Raw genomic sequence first — 22,378 nt, 5'->3', positions numbered from 1 at the left:
TTTAAAAGAAAGGAGTGATAATGCAGAGGGCACAAACTAAAAATTATGTTCCTACACATTTTAGTTTCTTTGAACTAACGAAAAACTATAGAACTGCTTCATTGCTTTCTATATTATTTGCTATTTTAGAAGTTGTAGCACAAGTGCTTATTCCATTAGCTGTTAAGAAATTAATGGATAATGGGATTCAAAAGTTAGCATTTGCAGCATTACAAAACGAAGCGTGAAATGGTATTTTAAAATATTCACTTGTTATTATTGCGCTTGCTTTGGCATCACTTGCTTTTGGTGCACTTAGTGGAATTTTCGCATCCAAAGCAGCTGCAGGACTAGGTTATAATGCTAGAGCATATGCTTATAAAAATTTAATGAGATTATCATTTAAGAACTTAGATAACTACTCAAATGGTACACTTATAACAAGACTAACAACCGATATTATTTCCATTCAGAATGCTTATTTAAACATCATTAGAATGATGCTTAGGGCACCAATTATGATTTTGGTTGCTATTTCTATTGCATTTACAATAGCACCTATATTAGCATCAATTTTGCTTGCTATTATGGTTGTGTTAGCTATATTTATCGGTTTTGTAATGTTTATGGTTTATAGAAGATATCATTTAATGCTTAAAGCTTATGATGGCTTAAACACAAAAATTGGTGAAAACTTAAATGCAATTAGAACAATTAAATCATTCGTTAAAGAACACGATGAATTGATTGATATTAAGAACTCATCAGCATTAGTTAGAAAAATTTCTATAATGACTGAAAAATGAATTAACTCAAACAGAGCTTTATTTGGGTTACTTATTTATGTTTGTTTAGTTTCATTTATTGCAGTTGCTACAAAAGATATTGTTGTGAATAAGCAAAATGCAACAATGGATTTTGGTACATTAACCTCTTTCATTGGTTATATGTTTCAAGTCTTAGTTAACTTCATTTTATTCTCTGTAGGTGTTATTAATGTAACTTCTGCTAAGGCGTCTGCTAAAAGAATTAGGGAACTTATTGAAGAAAAACCAATTTTAGTTCAAAAAGAAGATGGGTTAACAGAAGTTGCTAGTGGAAAAATTGAATTTAGAAATGTGTCTTTAAAATATAAAGAACACGCTGAATTAAATAACTTAAATAATATTAATTTAACAATTGAACCAGGTGAAACTGTTGGTATTTTAGGAAAAACAGGAGCTGGTAAATCTTCACTTATTTCACTTATACCAAGGTTATATGATGTAACTAATGGAGAAGTTTTAGTTGGTGGAGTTAATGTTAAAGATTACAATATTGAAGCGCTCAGAAATCAAGTTTCTATAGTGCTTCAAAAGAATGTTTTATTCACAGGAACAGTTGGCGAAAATATGCGTTGAGGAAATGAAGAAGCAACTGATGAAGAAATAATTGAAGCACTTAAAAAAGCATCGGCTTATGACTTTGTTTTTGATAAAGATGGCTTGAGCACTTGAGTAGAAGAATCAGGAAACAACTTTTCAGGTGGGCAAAAACAACGTCTTTCAATAGCGAGATCTATACTTAAAAAGTCAAAAATTCTTATCTTAGATGACTCAACTAGTGCAGTCGATAATAATACCGATAAGAAAATCCAGCAATCACTTAAATATGAATTAGGAGATGTAACTAAAATCATTATTGCGCAAAGAATTTCATCAATTCAGCACGCAAATAAGATTGTAATTATTAATGATGGTGAAATTTCAGGAATTGGTAAGCACGAAGAACTTTTAAAATCAAACGAATACTACAGACATTTATATGAAACACAAAATAGAGGTAGTGATGAATAAAAGAAAAACTATAAAAAGCTCAGAAGCTAAAGGTGCTCTTAAAAGAGTTATTGCACTTATCTGAGCTACAAATAAATGATATTTTATGCTCATTATTTTCGGTTTCGTTATTTCATCAGTAGTAAATGTTTTGGGTCAATCTTATTTAGGGTTAGTGCTATTCAACAAATTCTTAGTTCCATTTTTTCAATCAGGTTTCACTGAATTTGATTGAAATGGATTCAACCTTTCAATCATTATCTTAGTTAGTTTATTTTTATCAGGTGTGCTTTTTGAATTTATAGCAACAAGATTAGCAGTATTTTTAACACATACAACTATTAAAAACTTACGTGATAGCTTATATGCAAAAATGCAAACATTACCAATAAGCTACTTTGACAAGAAACTTAAAGGTGACTTAATGTCATTGTTTGTTAATGATGTTGATGTGCTTAAGCAATTCATAATGCAAACTGTACCAACAATATTTTCAAGTTTAGCAACACTTATTGTGACAACAGTGTTTATGCTTTACTACAGCTGATTTTTATCATTAATAGTATTCGCACTTGTAGGAACAACTATGTTCTTATCATCTGTTTATGCAAGGAAATCAAGTAAATTCTTTACATTAAGACAAAAACGTCTAGGTATTATTAATGGATTTATAAATGAGATGATTAATGGTGTTAAGGTTATTAAGGTCTTTAATCATCAAGAAGCTTCATTTGAAGATATGCAAAAGAGAAATAAAGAGTTCTATGAAGCTGACTACAAATCAAAAGCTTATGTAACTGTTTTATTCCCTGTATTTATGAATATTGGAAATATTAATTATGCAATTATTGCTATTATTTCTGGATTTATTTACCTTAACGGTGGTAAAGTTGGTTCATTAGATGTCGCAATCAGTGCAGGAGTTATTGTTGCTTTCTTACAATATGCAAGAAACTTTTCATTACCAATTTCTCAAATTGTTCAAGAGTTCAATACACTTGCAATGGCTGCAGCAGGTGCAAGACGTGTGTTTAATGCAATGGACAATTTATCGGAAGTTGATAAAGGTTCAATCGAAATTATCAATCATTCAGATTTACCTAAATCAAACATTATTTGATTTAATTCTTATGATAAAGAAAAATTCTTAAGCGAACCATCAAGATACTATTTCAAAATACCAATGGGTTCAATGGGATGCTTAATTAAAAGAATTAATGGTAAGTTTGATTTCAATCACGTTTATGCAGGTTATGTTGAAGGACAACCTATTATCAAAGATTTCGATTTACATATTAAACCAGGTGAAAGAGTAGCGTTTGTGGGTGCGACTGGTGCTGGAAAAACTACAATTACAAACTTAATTAATAGATTTTATGATGTATTTGGAGGTTCAATTAAACTTGATGGAATTGATATTAGACTAATTAAAAAATCTTCATTACGTAAATCACTTGGATATGTTCTTCAAGAAATTTCATTATTTACTAAATCAATAGCTGACAACATTGCTTATGGTGTTCCTGATGCAACACTTAAAGATATTAAAGAAGCTGCAAAAATTGCTAATGCAACTAGATTCATTAAACAAACTGAAGATGGGTTTAATACTATCTTAGAAAATGCAGGAGAATCACTTTCACAAGGGCAAAAACAACTTCTTTCAATTGCTAGAACAAGTATGTTAGATCCAATGATATTAGTTCTTGATGAAGCTACTTCAACAATTGATACAGAAACTGAAAGAGAAATCCAAGAGGCTATGTATGAACTTATGAAAAATAAAACTTCATTTGTTATAGCACACCGCTTAAGCACAATTAGAGATGTAGATAAAATCGTTGTTATGGATCAAGGACAAATTAAAGAAGTTGGTTCTCACGATGAGCTTATCAAATTACACGGTATCTATCACCAACTTTACACAGGTAAAATTGAACTTGATTAACACAAATCAGAATAGCTTAAATAGCTATTCTTTTTTATATAAAAAAACACCTTAGTAATTACTAAAGTGTCTATGTGCAAGTGAAATAAGTATTATTTAGCTTCTTTGATTTTGGTTCATTTAGCTACAAAATCAGGTATTGATTTGAATTCTGATAATTCAAAGAATGTTTTAGATGGAATGAAGTATTTGTAAACTTGATCAAGTTCTTTAATATTTGTATCATAGAAACCATTTTTTGGTTTAACTTGATCTCTTTTAATAATGTGGAATGTAGTAGGAATTGCAAAATCTTCAGGATCAACAAATGCTTTAGCTTGTTCTAATGATAAGTTGTAAGCTGATCTAACAAATGCAAGTGTTGATAATAGAACGGTTGATGAAGCTTGAATTCCGAAGATATGTGTTTTAGAATCGTTGTTAAATGTCTGGTTGAAGAATACTGACTTACCATAATCAGCTTTAGAGTGATCAACTGCGATAATGTTTTCTCAAGAAACTGAAGAGTCAAGAATAATTGCTTTATTGTTATCTCCAAATAATGTTCTAATGTACTCGATTGATTCATCTTTTGAATAAACTGGGTGCATTTTATACATATAGTTGTATTCAGATTCAGGATATTTAATTTTTATAGCATTAATGAAACTTATAATTTCTTCTCTATTTTCAGTAAGTTCTTTAATTCTTCATTTTCCATATAATGGATCAGTTTCAACTTTTGTTTCGTATTTTCTAAATAATGATGAACCCATAAATACTAAGTTCTTCTTAGATGAATCATAATGTTCTTTTCCATGAATTACAAAGTCGAGAGCATTACGAACCTCTAATCTATTTAGTTTTTCATATTCAGTAATTGCTTTTTCCATTTCTAATTTATCATTTTTGAAAACTTGTGAATAATCAGTTGGATAATCTTTGATTGATAATGATAAATTAGCCTTGTCTAAAGTTCTAAGTTCCTTGTTGAAATATTCAATGTATGAACCATCAAAGTTGTAAAGTTTAACTTTGTCTGTTAATTGGAAGTAGTATCTATAGTCAATTGTTTGTTTTTGAGTTCTTTGCATTTCTTCAAATGAAGCTGCGATTTCATCTTTTGAAAGATTGCTTGAAGTTCTGTTAGCTCAACTTTGATATGAAGTCTCAACAAATTTATAAGGTTGTGCATTTCCATCTGATAAAAGTACTATTTTATTAGCGTGTTCTAGAACATAATTTCTAACTTCTGCTGGTAATGATGGGAATGAAATGTCCGGAATGTAGAAGTCGAATTTATTTACACCTGCATCTTTATATGGTTTTAGGTAAGTTAATAATTCTTTTAATGTTCTCGGAAATACATTGTATTTTTCGTTAGCATCATCATTTAATGATGGATTCATATCTTTTAATTGTGATGCAACCATTAATTTACCATTACCAATGTTGTATTGACCTGGTGTTTGTAAAACGTCTCCATATTTTTGCAATAAATAGTCAAAATTAAATCTTTGAGTCCCTGTGTTTGCCTTATCATAAACTGAATTGTCTATTAAAAATAGTACATCATTAAGTGAATCTTGATTTCTATTTTTGTAGTTTAATTCACCTAACATTAACATAAATGCAGAGTTGAAATATTGAGCTGCATTTCTAGACATAAACACAGTTGGAACTGAGTTTTCAGCTGAATCAATAATCTCGTTAAAGAATTGTTGATATCTTGGATTAAGTGGCTGAGCTTTAATATTTTTAAGAAAACCTTTAATTAAAATTTCTTTTGAATATGTAAGTTTACTATCTTCTTTTGATTCAAGTAAAACAGTGATTTTTAATGTTCCTTTATCATCGTCAGTTTGTGAAACTGAAATAGTTTTATAAATTACAAGCTCATCTGTTGATGGATTAATAGTTACATATTGACTAAGATTTTCTGTGTTTATAACAGATGGTTTTACATAACTATTAACAACATTATATGTAACATTAGTCTTTGCTAATGGATTTTTTGTATAGCTTGGTGCTGCTGCACAACCTGCGCTGGTTGCAACAAGAGCAGTTAAAGGTGCGCTTGATAATATAAATAAATTTTTTAAATTTTTTATTAATCTTTTTTGTTTCATAATTAAATAATACAACTTTTAAAGTAATATGTCAAATTTCGCGTTTCGCTGAAACCATAGTCAGCAAGTCCTAAAAAAAAAAAAAAAAAATAAGGTTCATAAAAGTGCAAAATTTCGTTATTTTGCTTATTTTTTACAAATTTAGATAAACAAAAAACTACCACAATTTCTTGTGATAGTCAACTATCAAATTGAATTAGTTAGCTTCTTCAGTAATGTATTTTTCAACATCTTTTAAGTGAATACTGAAGAAACTTGTAATTCCACGTGTTTGCATTGTTGCAGCAAATAATGAGTCAACTCTTTGCATTGTTCCTGTTCTGTGTGTGATAACAATGAATTGAGTTTGTTTCTTAAGTTCTTGTAAGTATTCTGCATATCTAACAACGTTAGCTTCATCAAGCGCAGCTTCAACCTCATCAAGAATACATAATGGAAGAGGTCTAGCTCTTAAGATGGCAAATAATAATGAGATAGCAATAAGTGCTTTTTCTCCCCCTGAGAATAATTTAAGGTTTTTAACACTTTTTCCAGGAGGTTGAGCAAAGATGCTAATTCCTGATTCTAAAATATTATTAGGTTCAACGAATCTAACTTCAGCAGCTCCTCCACCGAACATAGATTTGAATACGTTGTTGAATTCTTGGTTAACATCGTGAACAACATTTGTAAGTCTTGTAACAATGATTTTGTCAAGTTCAGCAATAGCTTGGTATAAAGTGTCTCTTGTTTGAACTAATTCATCTCTGTTAGCTACTAATGTGTCATATCTGTTTTCAACTTCTTCAAGTTGTTCGATAGATTCTAAGTTAACATTACCAAGTTCAGCAATTTGTTGTCTTAATTCTTCAACAAATTCTTTTGCTTTTTCATAAGAAATTTCTAAAACAAAGTTTTGATCAGCGTATTCAACTGTCATATGGTAAACGTTAGCTAATCTGTTTGTATATTCAGTGAAAATCTTGAATGATTCAGATTTGTTAATCATTTTGCTGCTGTAACCTTTATTTAAGGCATTTTGAGAATCTTGAGCATCTGATAATTTAGTGTTGTAAAGTGATAATGCTTCATCTCAAGATTGATATAAGTTTTTAGCAACTGCAAGCTCATTTTTAACAACGATAAGTTTTGCTTGTAATTTGTTTCTTTCAATAACTGTTTCAGAGTTTTCAAAATCATCAAGTGATAATGAAGAAGCATCAACTTTTCCTTTTAAGTTTGTAACTTCTTCACGTTTTTGTTTGATTGAATTTTCTAAGTTGTGAATTTCTAATTCAGTACTTCTGCTCTTTTGGATTAATTGGTTACGTCTAAATGATAATTGTTCAATTTGTTGTTCATTTTTCTTAATCATTGGTTCAATACCAGCGATTTTGTTTTCAAGGTTAGCAATTTTTTCATCAATACCTAAGACGTTATCACTTTCTTGAGCAGTTCCCCCAACGATAACCCCTCCAACACGGATGATGTCACCATCAAGAGTTACAATCATATATTTTTTCTCAAGAAGGTTTGAAATTGCGTTAGCTGATTTAATATCATCAACTACTACAACGTTCCCTAATAAGAATTTAACTAAAACTGAATATTGTGGATCTGCATCAACTAAATCTGAAGCAAGAGCAACAAATCCAGGGTGTCCTGTAACTGCTAATAAATAGTCGTCACGAACAAATTTTTCTTGGATAGATGTAAGAGGAATAAATGTTGCTCTACCACCATTGTTTTGTTTAAGGAATTCAACTGCTTTAACAGCTGTGTTTGGAATGTCAACAACAATGTGTTGTGCAGCGTGAGTTAAAACAGTTTCAATAGCTGTGATGTATTCTGGTTTAACTTTAATTAAATCTCTAACAAGTCCTTTAACACCTTTGAAAGACATTTTGTTTTCCATAATTGTTTTAGGACCTTTGAAAAGGTTTAATTTAGATTCTTTAGTTCTGTATAAAGATTGTAAAGTCGTTTTTGCAGAAATTAAGTTGTCTCTATGGTTTTGGTTAGCAATTCTTAAATTGTTTACTAAGTTTGTATCTTCTTCAATTTGTTTTCTAGTTTCTTCAAATTGAGCTTTAAGTTCACCATAAGTATGTGTGTTGTAAAGTAATTCAGCTTCAAGCCTTTTAATTGCACTTGCATACGATTTGATAGCTTCATCATTATCAACTGTTACTTGTCCACTTGTGATTAAGTTAATTTTTGCAAATTGTTGATCAATTGTTGAGTTTAATGAGTTTAATCTTGAAGCCATACCATTGTATGTTCCTTCAAGTTCATCAACTTGTTGTCTTGCTTTTTCTTTTTCAACTTTTGCGTTTTTAATTTCGATTTGTAAACTAGCAATTTCTTCTTTGTATTTTTGCATTGTTTCGTCTACACCACGAAGTTCTTCGTCTAATTCTTCGTAAATTCTTTTATTTTCTTTTATTCCCTTAGCTAAGAATGGAATTTCAACTTTTTTAAGAGCTTCTGCTTTATCTCTGTAGATTAAAGCTTTTTCAGCTTGTTTTCTTAATGGTCCAAGTTGTTTTTCAAGCTCTGAAATTCTAGGCTCAAGTTGATTCATTGAATCTTCAGCGCTTTTAAGCATTCTTTCTGATTCAGTTTTCTTGAATTTAAATTTAGAAACTCCAGCAGCTTCTTCGAAAATTCCACGTCTATCTTCGTCAGATGCTTCAGCAATGTCTGAAACAGTTCCTTGAGAAATAATAGCTAATGAGCTTTTCCCAATACCTGTTTCCATTGCAATACTTTTAATATCTTTGTATCTGCAAGGTTGCCCGTTCATATAGTAGTTGTTTACACCTTTACCACGTTGTAATTCACGTGTGATTGTTACAACTTCATCATGAATTGAGTTATTTGAGTTTTTGTTATCAAAAGTTAATGTAACTCTTGCAAAGTCCATTGGTTTAGCTGTTTTAGAACCAGCAAAGATAACGTCTTGCATTGAGTCTCCACGAAGTTCTTTAGAACTTTGTTCTCCTAAAACTCATTTAATAGCATCGTTGATGTTACTTTTACCAGAACCGTTTGGTCCGATAATACCGGCAACACCTCCATCAAAACGTAAGATTACAGGTTCAGCAAATGATTTAAAACCATGTGCTTCGATTTTTACTAATTTCATTATTGCACCTCAATTTTATCTTTAAGCTTTTGTAGTGCATCAATAGCAGCATTAGTTTCAGCCTCTTTTTTGCTTAAACCAACACCTTCACCATAAATAACACCATCGTGTTTAGCTTTTGCTAAAAAGCGTTTATCACTGAGTTGATCAGTTTGATATGTGATACTTTCCTTTGTCATACTTTGAAAATATTCTTGTAGTTGTCCTTTAGGATCTTTATTTTCATCATTGTGTACCGAGTCAATGATAGGAGATATATGTTTGATTATGAATTGTGAAGCTTTTTCAAATCCTTGATCTAAAAATATAGCTGCTATCATTGCTTCGAATACGTCTGCTTGAACTTTTGGTGAATTAATCACTGATTCACGCATTTTTCCAGGTCCAGTTCTTAAGATTTTTAAAAGACCTAATTCGTTAGATATTTTAGCAAGTGCTTCTGTTCTAACTGCAGTTGATCTTAATCTGGTTGCGTGACCTTGTGATAATTCAGGATACTTTCTGAATATGTAGTTTGAACTAACAAATTGTAGAAGTGAGTCTCCTAAAAATTCAAGTCTTTCATAGTTGTCATCTTTATCTCTATTAAAAGATGAATGTGTAATTGCTAATAGATAATAGTCTGTTCTAATTGGTTGAATATTATTTATTTCAAAAAAGCTTTTAAGTGAATTAACCATATTATTCTTCACTTTCTAAATTATCAACTTGAATTGAATCTGATAATGTTTGCAATTTTTCTAATAAGTTATTTTCAAGAGCTTCTTGAATTGATAATAATGCACTGTAGTAAGCTTTTGCATCAGATGAACCGTGAGCTTTAATTGCTAGTCCATTAACACCAAGTACTCAAGCAGAACCAACTGAACGGTAGTCAAGTGATTTACCAACATTTTTAAATGCGCCTTTTAAAAGTAAATAACCAATTTTGTATTTTAATTTAGTTAATATTTGACCTTTAAGTGCTTTTGAAAATGCGCCAATTGCTCCTTCATAACTTTTAAGCATTGTGTTACCTGCATAACCATCTATAACAGCTACATCAATGTTTCCATTAAATAATTCTCTTGATTCAACAAATCCAACATAGTTAATATCATTTAATGTTTTCAAATATTCGTGAGCTTGTTTAGTTGATGTAGGACCTTTGTAATCTTCAGTTCCAATGTTAATAAGAGAAACTTTAGGTTCTGCTACTTTAAACATTGTTTTATAGAACAATGAAGCAAGCATAGCTCATTCAACTAAATATTGAGCTTTTGTTTCTAAGTTAGCACCTACATCTAAAAATAGCAATTTGCTACCTAAAATAGATGTAGCAACTGGCATAAATGCTGGCCTAGAAATGTTTTGTAATCTTTTTAATTTAAGTGTTAATGTTGAGATATAAACTCCACTATCTCCACTTGATAAAACTGCATTAGCTTCATTGTTTATAACTTTACTAATCGCAAGATTCATTGATGTATCTTCGTTCATTGATTTTCTAATGTTCTTAGGTTCACTAGGAACATTTTTGTTTTCAATAAGTAAGATATTTTCAGGAAGTTTTGTTTTATCAATATTTGAAATATCACCAATTAATTGAATTTGTGTACCAGGGAATTTAAGAGCAAATTTGCTAGCAGCTTCAACTGCTGCACTTGGACCATTATCATTTCCGTTTATGTCAAAAGCAATTTTGAATTTATAGTCTTTCATTATTCAACTCCAATGATGAATTGATATGTAGGTTGATTACCTTCAATAATTTCAACTTCAATATCGTAGTTTGATTCAATGAAATTAAGAATTTCTTCAGCTTCATCAAGTGAGCTTTCATCACCGTAGTAAATTGTGACCAATTCTTTATCTTCTGTAATTGCTTTTTTAACTATTTTTTTAGCAGCATCTAAAAGTTTTGATGAACTTGCAGTGATTTTTCCATTGATGATAGATAAATAATCACCATCTTTAATTTGAACACCATTTAATTTTGTGTTTCTAATTGCTTTTGTAATTTCACCAGTAGTTACATTAGCAATTGCGTCATTCATCATTTCAACATTCTCTTCAACTGAAGATTCATGGTTGAAATTAAGCATAGCTGTTATTCCTTGGATTTGTGTTTTTGTAGGAATAATAATAACGTTTTTGTCTTGGATAACTTGCGCTACTTGTTGTGCAACAAGTATGATGTTTGAATTGTTTGTAAGAATAAATACTGAATCTGAATTTACATTATTAACTGCATTTATCAAGTCTTGAGCTGATGGGTTTTGTGTTTGTCCACTTTCAACAACAAAGTCACAACCTAAATCTTTCATTCTTGCGACTATACCTGAACCTAAGTTGCATGAGATAATTCCACAAGGTGTTCTACTTTCTTCACTATGTTGTAATTGTGACTCTTTAAGTTTTTCAGCATTAGCTTTTGAATAATTAGCTTGAAGTGTCATATTTTCTGATTTGATTTTGATAAATTCACCATATTGTTGAGCAAAGTTTAACATATCACCAGGTTTAACTGTGTGTCCGTGAACTTTAAGGATATTGTCGTCAGAAACAACAACAAGTGAGTTAGCTAATTTTTCAAGTTTTGCAACAAAGTTTGCTTTCTTGAATTTAGCTGGTTCAGTTAAATCGATAAGAACTTCTGTACAGTAACCAAATTCTCCTTCATAAACTTCGCTATCACCAATAAAGTTTGTGACTTCATCTGAATTATCTTTAAGTTCAACTGGTCTATCGTGAAGAGCTTCATTCATTCCTCAGAAAATTGTGTAAAGACCTTCACCACCACTATCGGTAACTCCAACTTCTCTTAAGTTCTTAAGTTTGTTAGGTGTTTCGTCACAACTTTTCCGTGCAAACGCAACAACTTCTTCAAAGAATACTGAATAGTGAATGTCTTTGCCATCGAATTCTTTTTTAAGATTTTCGGTTGTTTCTCTAATAACTGTAAGAATTGTTCCCTCAACAGGTTTAAAAACTGATTTGTAAGCAATTTCAGTCGCTTTCTCAAAAGCTTGGATTAAATCTTGAGTATTTAATTCAACTTTGCCATCTGTACCTAAAGCAAATCCTTTGAAAATTTGTGAAAGGATAACACCAGAGTTTCCTCTAGCTTCATAAATCATATTTGTTGAAACTTTTTTAGTAATAGCATATACTGGTTCATTTTGAGCTTTTTCTAAATCAGGTATAGCAGCTGCTATTGTTGAAGACATATTTGTTCCAGTATCTCCATCAGGAACAGGGAACACATTTAACGCATCGATTTTGTTTTTTGCATTAACTAATGCTTTAGCTCCTGATAAAAATGCTTTAGCTAACTCGGAACCATTCAGGATATTTCTTTTATCTACTTTCTTACTTTTACTCATTGGTTACTCCCTTGACAATGATAATTAGTTTATTGAATTTAAATTTCTTAGTTTTTAATTTCATTTCCATAATTTTGTAAATTTGTGAAATGATGAATTTAATTGGTGTCCCATCAAAAACAGTAATTGCTGCTTTAATTTCAACACGTGAATTTTCAGTTAATAAAACCTCAATGTTTTCAAAATATTCTTCAGGATTTAATCTGACAATTGTGTCAGGTTCACAATTGATATCTAAAGTTGGTTCATGTAAGAATCTTACACCTGGAACTTTAGAAATTGAATCAATGAACATTTGTTTAATTTGCAATGTATCCATCCAAAACCTCCGTGTTTGATAAAGTATATATATTTTACCCTAATTTATTTTTATAAATATATAATATTTATACACTCTAATAAGCGGTGAAATTATGGCTGAAACAATCAAAAACGCAATAGTTTTAAACTTACACGAAATATCAGACGATGAGCATATTGTCAGTTTTTTCACTGCTTTTGGGAGATTAGATTTAGTTGCTAGAGGTCTAAATAATGCACATTCAAAAAATAGAAGTAACTTAATAGTTGGTTCAATTGTTGAAATTGAATATTTTGCTTCAAGAACACAAAATAAGTATGGAAGATTAAAAAAATCAAGCACAATAAAATTACTTGATATTACTAATTTAAATAATATTAAGCTACTTAATAGTTTGAACTTTTTATTCCAAAATATAAGAACTAGAAATCATTTATTTGCTGAATACAATAGACATTTTGATAGTTTTAATAATGTACCTTGAACTAAAGTTTCGACATACTTTTATGCACACTCATTACTATACTTTGGTATTGATTTATCATTTAATTCTTGCAAAAGATGTGGAAGAATTAAGGACTTTATTTCTTTTGATTTTAATTTAGGTTTTATTTGTCAAAATCACGATATTACCCAAAGACTTGATGTTTCAGTTTTACAAGCTATATGATATTCATTTCACGACTTTTGCGCCTATGTCAATGATGTAAACAGTGAAATTAACAAGCTTATTTTTATTGAATATAAGAAGCAAATAATTAATCATTTAAATATTAGCAAATAACTGAGTTTTATGCTAAAATAATAAAACTATGGGTAAAAGAGATTATTATGAAATTTTAGGTGTTTCAAAAACAGCTACTGAACAAGAAATTAAAACAGCTTACAGAAGTTTAGCTAAAAAATATCACCCAGATAAATTGAAAGATGGAACTTCTGATGAAAAAATGAAAGAATTAAATGAAGCTTATTCAATTCTTTCAGACCCTGAGAAAAGAAAAGTTTATGACCAATACGGACACGATGCCGCTAATGGAAGAGCAGGAGCAAACCCAGGAGGTGGAAACTACTATGGTGGTGGATTCGGTGGTGCACAAGGCTTTTCTGAAGATTTTCAAGATATTTTTGAAAACATTTTCGGTGGATTTGGAGGAAGAAGACAAAGAAGTTCACAAGGTTCATACCAACAAAGAGGGGATGATTATAGAACTAATATAAACATTTCATTTATGGATGCTCTTAAAGGAAAAACAATTAAAGAGAAATTAGATAAATGAGAAATGTGTATGTTCTGTACAGGGACTGGAGCAGAAAATCCAAATGATTTACAAACATGTAGTTCATGTAATGGAGTAGGACACAAAAGAAGAGTTGTTAATAGTTTCTTTGGTCAACAAGTTCAACAGGTTGTTTGTGAAACATGTCATGGAAAAGGTAAAGTTACTGTTTCAAAATGTAAAAAGTGTCGTGGTGAAGGTTACTCAGCTATCCAAAAAACTGTTTCTATTAAAATAGAGGAAGGGACAGTTTCAGGAACAAGATTAAAAGTTGCTGGATATGGTGGTTTAGGTAAAAATGGTGGAACACCGGGAGACTTATACATTACAGTTAATGTGCTACCTCATAAATATTATGAAAGAGATGGAATGGATATTGAAATGGACTTTCCAGTTTCATTCATTGATATTATGTTAGAAAACACAGTTGACGTCCCAACTCCTTGAGGGAATGTAAAAATTAAAATGAAGAAAACCTACACAAACTCAAAAGTGATTAAGGTTCCTAAAAAAGGAGTTCACTTCAGAGGTATGGAAGGTGATTTAAGATTACATTTAGAAGTTATTATTCCTGATTTAGATAGAAAAAATAAAAAAGAAGTTTTAGCTGCATTACAAAATGTAAGTGATTCATCAAATCAAGATTTTGTTCAAGCAGTTGAAAAAGCTAACAAATAATTTTTTTACCTAACTCTAGTAGTTAGGTTTTAATTTAACAATTAATTTTAGTTAGTTTATTAAATTAAATTATAATTAATTTAATTTATGTATAAGAACGAGTTAATTATCAAGAAATCGGAATTTATTGGTTATTTATATCCAGTTTCTTCAAAAGAAGAAGTTAACCAAATTCTAAAGGATCTTAAAGAACAATATAAAGATGCAAGACATATTTGTTATGCATATTTATCAAATTCAAATGGTGCTGAAACAGGTGGATTTTCAGATGATAAAGAACCTAGTGGAACAGCTGGTAAGCCTATGTTTGAATTAATTAGACTAACAAAAGCGCAAAATGTTTTAGTTGCAGTTGTTAGATATTTTGGTGGAACAAAATTAGGAGCTGGACCACTTAAAAAAGCTTACAGGCAATCAGCTTCAACAGTAATTAACTTATATTTAAAAGATAATCAAGGTAAGGAGAAATAAAAAATGATTAAAGTAATTAAAGAACTTAAAAAAGATTTTTTAGTTTTAAAAGCGGCTTATGAAAATAAAGATTTTCCTTCTTATGTAGCTACTAAAAATGGAAAAATTACAGACAAGTTAAGTGAAAATGTTTCATACATTTACATTGATAAAAAACATCAATCATTTGATAAATTAGCAGCTTTATTTGAGAATTTAGCAACTTCAGTTAATAGGGATTATCAAGTTGATGTTGAATCATTTGTTTTAAATAATGATGTTTTAAAAACATTCAGAATTATTTACTCAAAATTATTATTTGGACAAGTGAAATTATTCAAAAAATCAATTGAAGAAGATAAAGAAAAATTCAAAAACATCTATGTGTATGTGAGAAACGAAAATGTTTCAACAAAATTAGTTAAGAAAATTGAAGTAGTTGCAAAAGCAATTAATGATGTTAGAAATCTTCAAATTAAACCAGAAAACTTCTTAAACTCAGAAATGTTAGCTAGTGAGATTACAAATGATTTTTCAGGAATTGAAGGTCTTGAATTAACAGTTTTAACTAAAAAAGAAATTGAACAATTAAATATGGGTCTTTTATTATCTGTTAATAAAGGAAGCGTTCATGAACCAAGAGTTGTGATTGTATCTTATAAAGGAAACAAAAAATCAAAAGAACATATTTCTATTGTCGGAAAAGGTATCACATTTGACACTGGTGGAGTTAATACAAAAGGATATCATATGGAAGGTATGAAATATGATATGTCTGGTTCAGTAATTGCAGCTTATGCAGTTAAAGCTTTAGCTCAATTAAAAGCCAATGTTAATGTTTCTGCTGTTATGTGTATTACAGATAACAGAATTAACAATGATGCTTCATTACCAGAAAACGTTTACCAATCTATGTCAGGTAAATGAGTTGAAGTAGTTGACACAGATGCTGAAGGAAGATTAGTTTTAGCTGATGGAATTTTCTATGCAGCTGACAAATTAAAACCAACAACAATCATTGATGTTGCAACATTAACAGGTTCAATGTTAACTGCATTAGGAAATACTTTCACAGGAATCTGATCAACAAATGATTCAAAATGAGATGACTTTTTAGCAGCTTCTAAAGAAGCGAACGAAAAAGTTTGAAGAATGCCTTTACACGAAGATTATAATAAAGGTAACAAGGGTTCAAAAGTTGCTGACTTAGCTAACTGAAGTTCAAAAGTTAGACCAGATTCATCACAAGCAGCAATGTTCTTAAAAGAATTCACTAAAGATATTGATTTCATTCACTGTGATGTTGCTGGTACTGCAGATGTTCAAGGCGAACCACAAGGTGCATTAGTTGCGACATTAGTTGAATATGCATTATTAAATGAAAATAAGTAATATAATTTACTTACTTATTTAGAAACTTTAATATTTATAAAATATTAAATAGCTCACTTATATTTGTATGAAAGGAAATTATGATTAAAACAGTTGATAAAGTTAGAAATAACTCAATGCTTTTAAAAGGAGTTTATAAAAATGATGAAAACTTACCATCAACATTAATTCAAAAAAATAATGTTGTAACAGAATACTTTGATAAAAATGAAGCTCTTGTATTTATGGGAGAAAAAGATAAATTATCTTTTGATTCAGTAGCTAAATTTGCAAAAGGATTCTTTACAAATCAAGGTAGAGATGTTCAAGTTGATTTAGATTCATTTGTAACAGAAAGAGTTACATTAGCACAAGTTGTTAAAGCTTTTGTTGAAGCTTACAACTATGTAAATGCTGATTTATATTCAGCTAAAACAACTAAAAAACATGAAAAATTTGCAATTTCTTTATTATCAGTTAAAGATGAAAATGAATATGCAGATGCATTAAAACAAGCAGTTGTATTATCAGAAGCTGTTAACTTCGCAAGAAACTTACAAGTGACACCACCAAACATTTGTAACTCAGAATGATTAGCAGAAGTTGTTAGAAAAGACTTAGAACAATACTCAAACTTAAAAGTTACAGTTCTTAACAAAAAACAAATTGAAGAGCAAAAAATGGGACTTTTACTTTCAGTTAACCGTGGAAGTATGTTTGAACCAAGAGTTGTTGTTATTGAATACAACGGGAACCCTGAATCAAACGAAAAAACAGTTTATGTAGGTAAAGGAATTACATTTGACTCAGGTGGATACAACATTAAAACAGGTAGAAACATGTTAGGTATGAAATTTGACATGTCAGGTTCTGTGTTTGTTGCTTCAGCTCTTAAAGCTATTGCTCAATTAAAACCAAAAACAAATGTTGCTGCAATTATGTGTATTACAGACAACAGAGTTAATGGGGATGCTTCATTACCTGATTCAGTTTGAACATCAATGAATGGTAAAACAGTTGAAATTAACAACACAGATGCTGAAGGTAGATTAGTTATGGCTGATGGATTAACATACGCTGTAAGAAACTTAAAAGCTACAAGATTAGTTGATGTTGCTACATTAACAGGTGCTATTTTAGTAGCATTAGGACAAACATACACAGGTGCATGAGCTACTACAGATGCTGCTTGAGAAGAATTATTAAAGGCTGCTAAAGAGCAAAATGAATTAGTATGAAGAATGCCTCTTGATGAAGCTTTTGCTAAAGAAATTAGAAACTCAGTAGTTGCCGACCTTAAGAACACTGACTTAAGCGGTATTGGTGGAGGTTCATCATCAGCTGCTATGTTCTTAAAAGAATTCACAGAAGATGTTGAATACATTCACTTAGATGTTGCAGGAACAGCTGATATTGCTTCAAGACCTACAGGTGTAATGGTAAAAACATTAACACAATTAGCTCTTGATTCATCTAAATAAAAAGCCTCAAAAAAGTTATATAAAAATACAAATATCACTTGCTAAATAGGATATTTGTATTTTTTGTACTAATTTTTAAGATTGAAAAATATATTATTTTACTTAATTCAATAAGTAAAAGATTTATTAGCACTTTTATTTTGTTTACTTGCTAAATATAACTTTTTACCATCTTGAAAGACTAAAATGCAAATGAAGAAGAAAATTACTAGTGATAATATTGTGCAAGCAGTAAAACCAATTAGAGGTATAGAAATATAAATTCTCTTTGGATATCCGACAGAAATGAATATAAATTGAAAAACTATACCTGTTATAAAAATTGGAACAAGAATGATATATGTGCATATAAATGGAATAAATTTCATTTTATATGCAAATGAATATTCAATCTTTATATTTTCACACAAGAATGGAAATAAACTCGTAAATCAACTATTTTTATTAACTCTTCTTAAGTATGTAACATTATGTATTATTAAAAATATACAAATAAAATATGTGGTGATGTAGTGTGCTGCAAAAATTAGGTAAGCACCGTCTCCAATGCATTTAGGAATATAATCAGGTACTTCTATTGCAAGACCTGGTATATTTGACAATCTTACAGAAGATAAATCTACAGCATAAATCGGTAAGGCAACCACAAGAGAAAATAAGAAAATTAAATATGCACTTAAAGTTGAAAATTTTAACCAGTTTTTTCTTAACTTTATTTTAAAGTTCCTTTCTTTAGGATTAAATTATTAATTGATTATACGTGTTTTTTAAACAGCTTTATTTAGTAAAAGCCTTTTTACTTGTTAAATATAATTTTTTACCATCTTGAAAGACTAAAATGCAAATGAAGAATAAAATTACTAGCGATAATATTGTGGAAGTAGTTCAAGAAATAATAGGTGTGTAAATACGGCGAAGTAAAAGATATCCAAGAGAATTTGATATAAATTGAAAAACTATACCTGTTATAAAAATAGGAACAACAATTATATATGTGCATATAAATGTAATAAATTTCATTTTATATGCAAATGAATATTGAATCTTTATATTTTCACACAAGAAAGGAAAGAAACTTGTAAATCAATTATTTTTGTTAACTTTTCTTAAGTAAATAACATTATGTATTATTATAAATATACAGATAAAATATGTGATTAAATAGTCTTCGAGAAACATTAGATAAGCTCTATATCCAATGGATTTAGGGATATAAGGAGGTACATCTATCGCCAGACCTGGTACATCTGATCATTTTATTCGATATATGTCTACAGCATAAATAGGTAAAGCAACCACAAGAGAAAATAATAAAATTAAATATACACTTAAAGTTGAAAATTTTAATCAGTTTTTTCTTAACATTATTTTAAGGGTTCTTTCTTTAAGATTAAATTATTAATTTCTTCACCTGTATATAATTTATCTTTATATTTAAATAGTCTTGGTTGTTTTCTAGCATTTTTCGGTTTTAAATTTTGTATAGTGAAATAGTAAGAACCTAAAGCACCATTATAGTATGAGTATAAAATTGTATTCTTTATTTCTTGTCCTCAACACATAGAACCTAAAAACATATCTGAATTATCATCATAACCATACATTAAATATGCATGGTCCGGTCAACCGTTGGAATGAGTATAAGGCGCTATTCCTAAAATGACAGAAATACCCTTTTTAACATTCTCTCAAGCTTTATAGTATCCACCAAACTTTCCATAATTGTCTCATGAGCTTTTTTCGTTTTTATTAAATCTGTCAAACGCAAGTCGATAGTAATTAGGTGTCATTAAATTTATTTGTTTATCAGCAAGTTGATACAAATGGTAGGTTAAAGATTTTTTATAGTCTTTATATTGAACATTATCTTCGTGATAATAAGAGTATTTATATTTAAACACTGGAGAAGTGTGCTCTCAATGTCTGATATTATTTTGAGGAGCTTCTTTGATAAATTTGTCATACTGATCCTGTGTAAAAACAGTTCCATCTACAAATAAATGATTGTAAAGTAGTAATTGACTAAGCGCAACATATTCACATAAACCTGCTTTATCATCATTAGTCACTCCATCAGGGAATAAATCTACGTATCCAGCAGATTCATAATTATTCCTTGTTGCAAATCATCATGCATATGGTACTGTTGAACTTACATTAAAATGTCCATCGTAATTATAGTTAGTTCTATTTAAGTAATAATCTACTCAAGGTTTTGTTTTTGTCTTGGATTTTGAGTATCTGATTTCCTTTTCACGTTTTGATATTTGATTTTGTTTAAATTCTTCTACTTTATGTAGTTCATCTAGCTTGTATACACTCAATAAATCACTTTTTGAGATTTTCTTATCACTATATATACTCTCGTATGTGTCTCCATCCTTTTGTATAAGTAACCCAAATCAACGATCATATATTATTTCTGAATTTAATCATTCATCTTTTATTGTTTCATAATGAATTTCGTTTGATGTATAAATATTTGCATTTACAACTGAAAACATTTCATCTGTAGCGATAAGTAAAAAGCTATTATTTTGAATGTCTTTTATTTCCTTAACAATTTTAAATTTTTGAGTTTTACCGCTTAATCTAGATAAACGTGCAATTTCAGAATCTACTAAAAATTGCTTCATTTCATTTTCGTCTTTTTGTTTTGGATCAACATTATTATTTATAGATGCCGAAACAGTTGGTAGCGCTATAACTCCTGTAGTGAAGATGCTTAAAATTAATTTTGCATTTTTCATAATATATCTCCTTACTTTTATTATATTCTTTTTAAGTAAAATAAAATAAATTATTGAAAATATTTAACTTATTTTTGATACTTACTATAGAAATGCAACTAAAATGGTTTTAGTTTTTATTTAGCTTTTTTGAGCTTAAATTTCTTTGAATATCAGATATAAGATTCCTTTTTTCATCTCGAATGAATAAATGAATGTATAATTAAATACCATACATTAATGAGGGGTATTATGTTAATATTTAGAAGCTTAAATGCTAACTTATGAAAATATATAAGTAGTATTTCATTATCATCAATCGGGTCAGAAGCATTTAAATTAGCTTCTAGTTTATATATTTACAAAATAACTGGTGATTTCTGATTAGTTACATTGTTGTACTTATTAGTACAATTACCATCGTTAATCATTTATGCAATCTCATCAAAACTTGTTAAGTTACTACCTGATAGAGTTGCTCTTCTTATTTGTGATATTGCTAGTTCAATATTGTTGATAATACCTTTAGGAACCTACTTTGCATTTATCAATAATTTATCTACACATACGTTTTCAATTATTTTAATTGTGACAAGTACACTTTTAGGAACTGTCCATTCCTATAGATTTATACACCTTAAGAATATTCTTTACTTTTTAGCAAAAGATAAAAATGAGTTAAATAAATTCAACATCGGTAACTCATTTGCCATATCAATTGGATTAGTTTTATCTCCAATATTGTCACTTCTGCTTTATAAGTATTTACCTTTTTATTCTTTAGTTATTTTCAATATGTTAACTTACATATTATCTGGTTTACTTTATTGAAGTTTAAAAACTAAATCAGAAATGACTGTTTTTATGGATAAAACAAAAGCAAATGATGGATCATATAAGATTTTAAGTTCTAAATTTAAGTTATTTTCATGAATATTCATATTATCTTCATCCTTAGTAGTTGGAATATTCTTATTTCCTAAACAATCAGGAGTTATTCAATTTTTCAAATGAGTTGGTGATTATAAATATGAGGATTGAAGTTTCTATTTCACAATCGTTTTAGCTCTATTAAGTTTAGCTGGTGTAATTGTTGTTTTCTTATTAAATAAATACAAAGTAAAAATTGATCTTAGATGAATAATTTTCGGGATGTTTGCATTGAGCATTGTTTGAATGTTATTATCATTCATTTCAAATAAACAGTTTATTTTAATTAGTTACTTTTCGATTAATGCACTACAACAATTGGTATTTAGTATGTTCTTACCAGGATTTTATAGCAAGTCATATCAATTATTCGAAAAAGATAAGTTCCATTTACAAAATGGCTTATCAATAGTGTTTAGGATTATTATGTCTTCATTATTAATAATTGCACTTACAGCAATTAACAATTTAGTTGGATACTCATGAACTTACATTACATATTCAGTAATAGTTATAGTTTGTGGAGTGATTGCAATAGTTTCATATACCAGAATCAATAAGTTGTATAAGCTCCCTACTATTAAAAAACTTGATAATTTATGAGTTTTCTAATTTAGGAAGATTAATTTTCATATGAAATTCAAAGTAAAATGATGCAATTAATCTTTAAGCATTTTAAAAATTGAAAAGAGATTATCGCATTTAATAAAATAGGATATGAAAAGTAGATAGAAAATAAAAAATAAACTGGGACACTAAAAATGGACAGAAGGTTTAATTAGACATAATAACACCTCAATGATGTTGGGGTGTTTTTCAA

15 protein-coding genes are annotated in these 22,378 nt (G+C 29.2%); 8 read left to right on the top strand and 7 right to left on the bottom strand.

The window, feature by feature from the left end:
• Positions 1-20: 20 nt before the first annotated feature.
• Together ACNF36_RS00075 and ACNF36_RS00070 are read left to right on the top strand one after the other, a co-directional pair.
• Positions 21-1,814: an ABC transporter ATP-binding protein gene (locus tag ACNF36_RS00075; RefSeq protein WP_418303292.1), complete on the top strand. Its 1,794-nt coding sequence runs from the start codon at positions 21-23 to the stop codon at positions 1,812-1,814.
• Positions 1,807-3,741, top strand: a complete 1,935-nt coding sequence (locus ACNF36_RS00070; RefSeq protein ID WP_418303291.1) for an ABC transporter ATP-binding protein — start codon at positions 1,807-1,809, stop codon at positions 3,739-3,741. The genes ACNF36_RS00075 and ACNF36_RS00070 overlap by 8 nt, the downstream gene beginning before the upstream one ends.
• A gap of 92 nt (positions 3,742-3,833) precedes the next feature.
• Here the strand turns inward: ACNF36_RS00070 and ACNF36_RS00065 are convergent, their stop codons facing one another.
• The 6 genes from ACNF36_RS00065 to ACNF36_RS00040 form a co-directional block, all read right to left on the bottom strand.
• Complete coding sequence (locus ACNF36_RS00065) at positions 3,834-5,849, bottom strand: lipoprotein 17-related variable surface protein (protein ID WP_418303290.1); 2,016 nt, start codon at positions 5,847-5,849, stop codon at positions 3,834-3,836.
• Between the two features lie 196 nt (positions 5,850-6,045).
• Positions 6,046-8,976: an AAA family ATPase gene (locus tag ACNF36_RS00060; protein ID WP_418303289.1), complete on the bottom strand. Its 2,931-nt coding sequence runs from the start codon at positions 8,974-8,976 to the stop codon at positions 6,046-6,048.
• Positions 8,976-9,668: a ribonuclease III gene (gene rnc / locus ACNF36_RS00055; RefSeq protein WP_257089008.1), complete on the bottom strand. Its 693-nt coding sequence runs from the start codon at positions 9,666-9,668 to the stop codon at positions 8,976-8,978. Before rnc ends, ACNF36_RS00060 begins: the two co-directional genes overlap by 1 nt.
• Entirely contained in the window at positions 9,658-10,677 is a 1,020-nt protein-coding gene (gene plsX / locus ACNF36_RS00050) for a phosphate acyltransferase PlsX (RefSeq protein ID WP_418303288.1), read from the bottom strand. The genes rnc and plsX overlap by 11 nt, the downstream gene beginning before the upstream one ends.
• Entirely contained in the window at positions 10,677-12,341 is a 1,665-nt protein-coding gene (locus ACNF36_RS00045; protein WP_418303287.1) for a DAK2 domain-containing protein, read from the bottom strand. The genes plsX and ACNF36_RS00045 overlap by 1 nt, the downstream gene beginning before the upstream one ends.
• The gene (locus tag ACNF36_RS00040; RefSeq protein ID WP_418303286.1) at positions 12,334-12,660 is read right to left on the bottom strand and encodes a hypothetical protein; all 327 of its coding nucleotides are present in this window, start codon (positions 12,658-12,660) and stop codon (positions 12,334-12,336) included. Before ACNF36_RS00040 ends, ACNF36_RS00045 begins: the two co-directional genes overlap by 8 nt.
• A gap of 94 nt (positions 12,661-12,754) precedes the next feature.
• Between ACNF36_RS00040 and ACNF36_RS00035 the strand changes: the two genes are divergently transcribed.
• The 5 genes from ACNF36_RS00035 (at position 12,755) to ACNF36_RS00015 (ending at position 17,899) form a co-directional block, all read left to right on the top strand.
• Complete coding sequence (locus tag ACNF36_RS00035) at positions 12,755-13,426, top strand: recombination protein O N-terminal domain-containing protein (protein WP_418303285.1); 672 nt, start codon at positions 12,755-12,757, stop codon at positions 13,424-13,426.
• Positions 13,427-13,454: 28 nt separating this feature from the next.
• Positions 13,455-14,597, top strand: coding sequence for a DnaJ C-terminal domain-containing protein (locus ACNF36_RS00030; RefSeq protein WP_416099201.1), 1,143 nt, complete (start codon positions 13,455-13,457; stop codon positions 14,595-14,597).
• Between the two features lie 87 nt (positions 14,598-14,684).
• Complete coding sequence (locus ACNF36_RS00025) at positions 14,685-15,068, top strand: IMPACT family protein (RefSeq protein WP_416099200.1); 384 nt, start codon at positions 14,685-14,687, stop codon at positions 15,066-15,068.
• A gap of 3 nt (positions 15,069-15,071) precedes the next feature.
• Complete coding sequence (locus ACNF36_RS00020; RefSeq protein ID WP_418303284.1) at positions 15,072-16,439, top strand: M17 family metallopeptidase; 1,368 nt, start codon at positions 15,072-15,074, stop codon at positions 16,437-16,439.
• Between the two features lie 80 nt (positions 16,440-16,519).
• Positions 16,520-17,899 (top strand): M17 family metallopeptidase, encoded by a 1,380-nt coding sequence (locus tag ACNF36_RS00015; RefSeq protein WP_418303283.1) that lies wholly within the window; start codon positions 16,520-16,522, stop codon positions 17,897-17,899.
• Between the two features lie 1,364 nt (positions 17,900-19,263).
• Here the strand turns inward: ACNF36_RS00015 and ACNF36_RS00010 are convergent.
• Positions 19,264-20,649: a putative cysteine peptidase gene (locus ACNF36_RS00010; RefSeq protein WP_418303282.1), complete on the bottom strand. Its 1,386-nt coding sequence runs from the start codon at positions 20,647-20,649 to the stop codon at positions 19,264-19,266.
• Between the two features lie 231 nt (positions 20,650-20,880).
• On the opposite strand from ACNF36_RS00010, the gene ACNF36_RS00005 reads away from it, so the two are divergent.
• A complete protein-coding gene (locus ACNF36_RS00005; protein WP_418303281.1) occupies positions 20,881-22,170 on the top strand; it encodes an MFS transporter in 1,290 nt (429 codons plus the stop codon).
• Positions 22,171-22,378: the final 208 nt, after the last annotated feature.

Origin of the sequence: Mycoplasma sp. 4463 (assembly GCF_048381515.1) — a bacterium.
GTDB lineage: Bacteria > Bacillota_I > Bacilli_A > Mycoplasmatales > Metamycoplasmataceae > Mycoplasmopsis.
The sequence above is the reverse complement of the archived record's forward strand: the minus strand, read 5'-3'. Positions and strand labels throughout refer to the sequence as shown.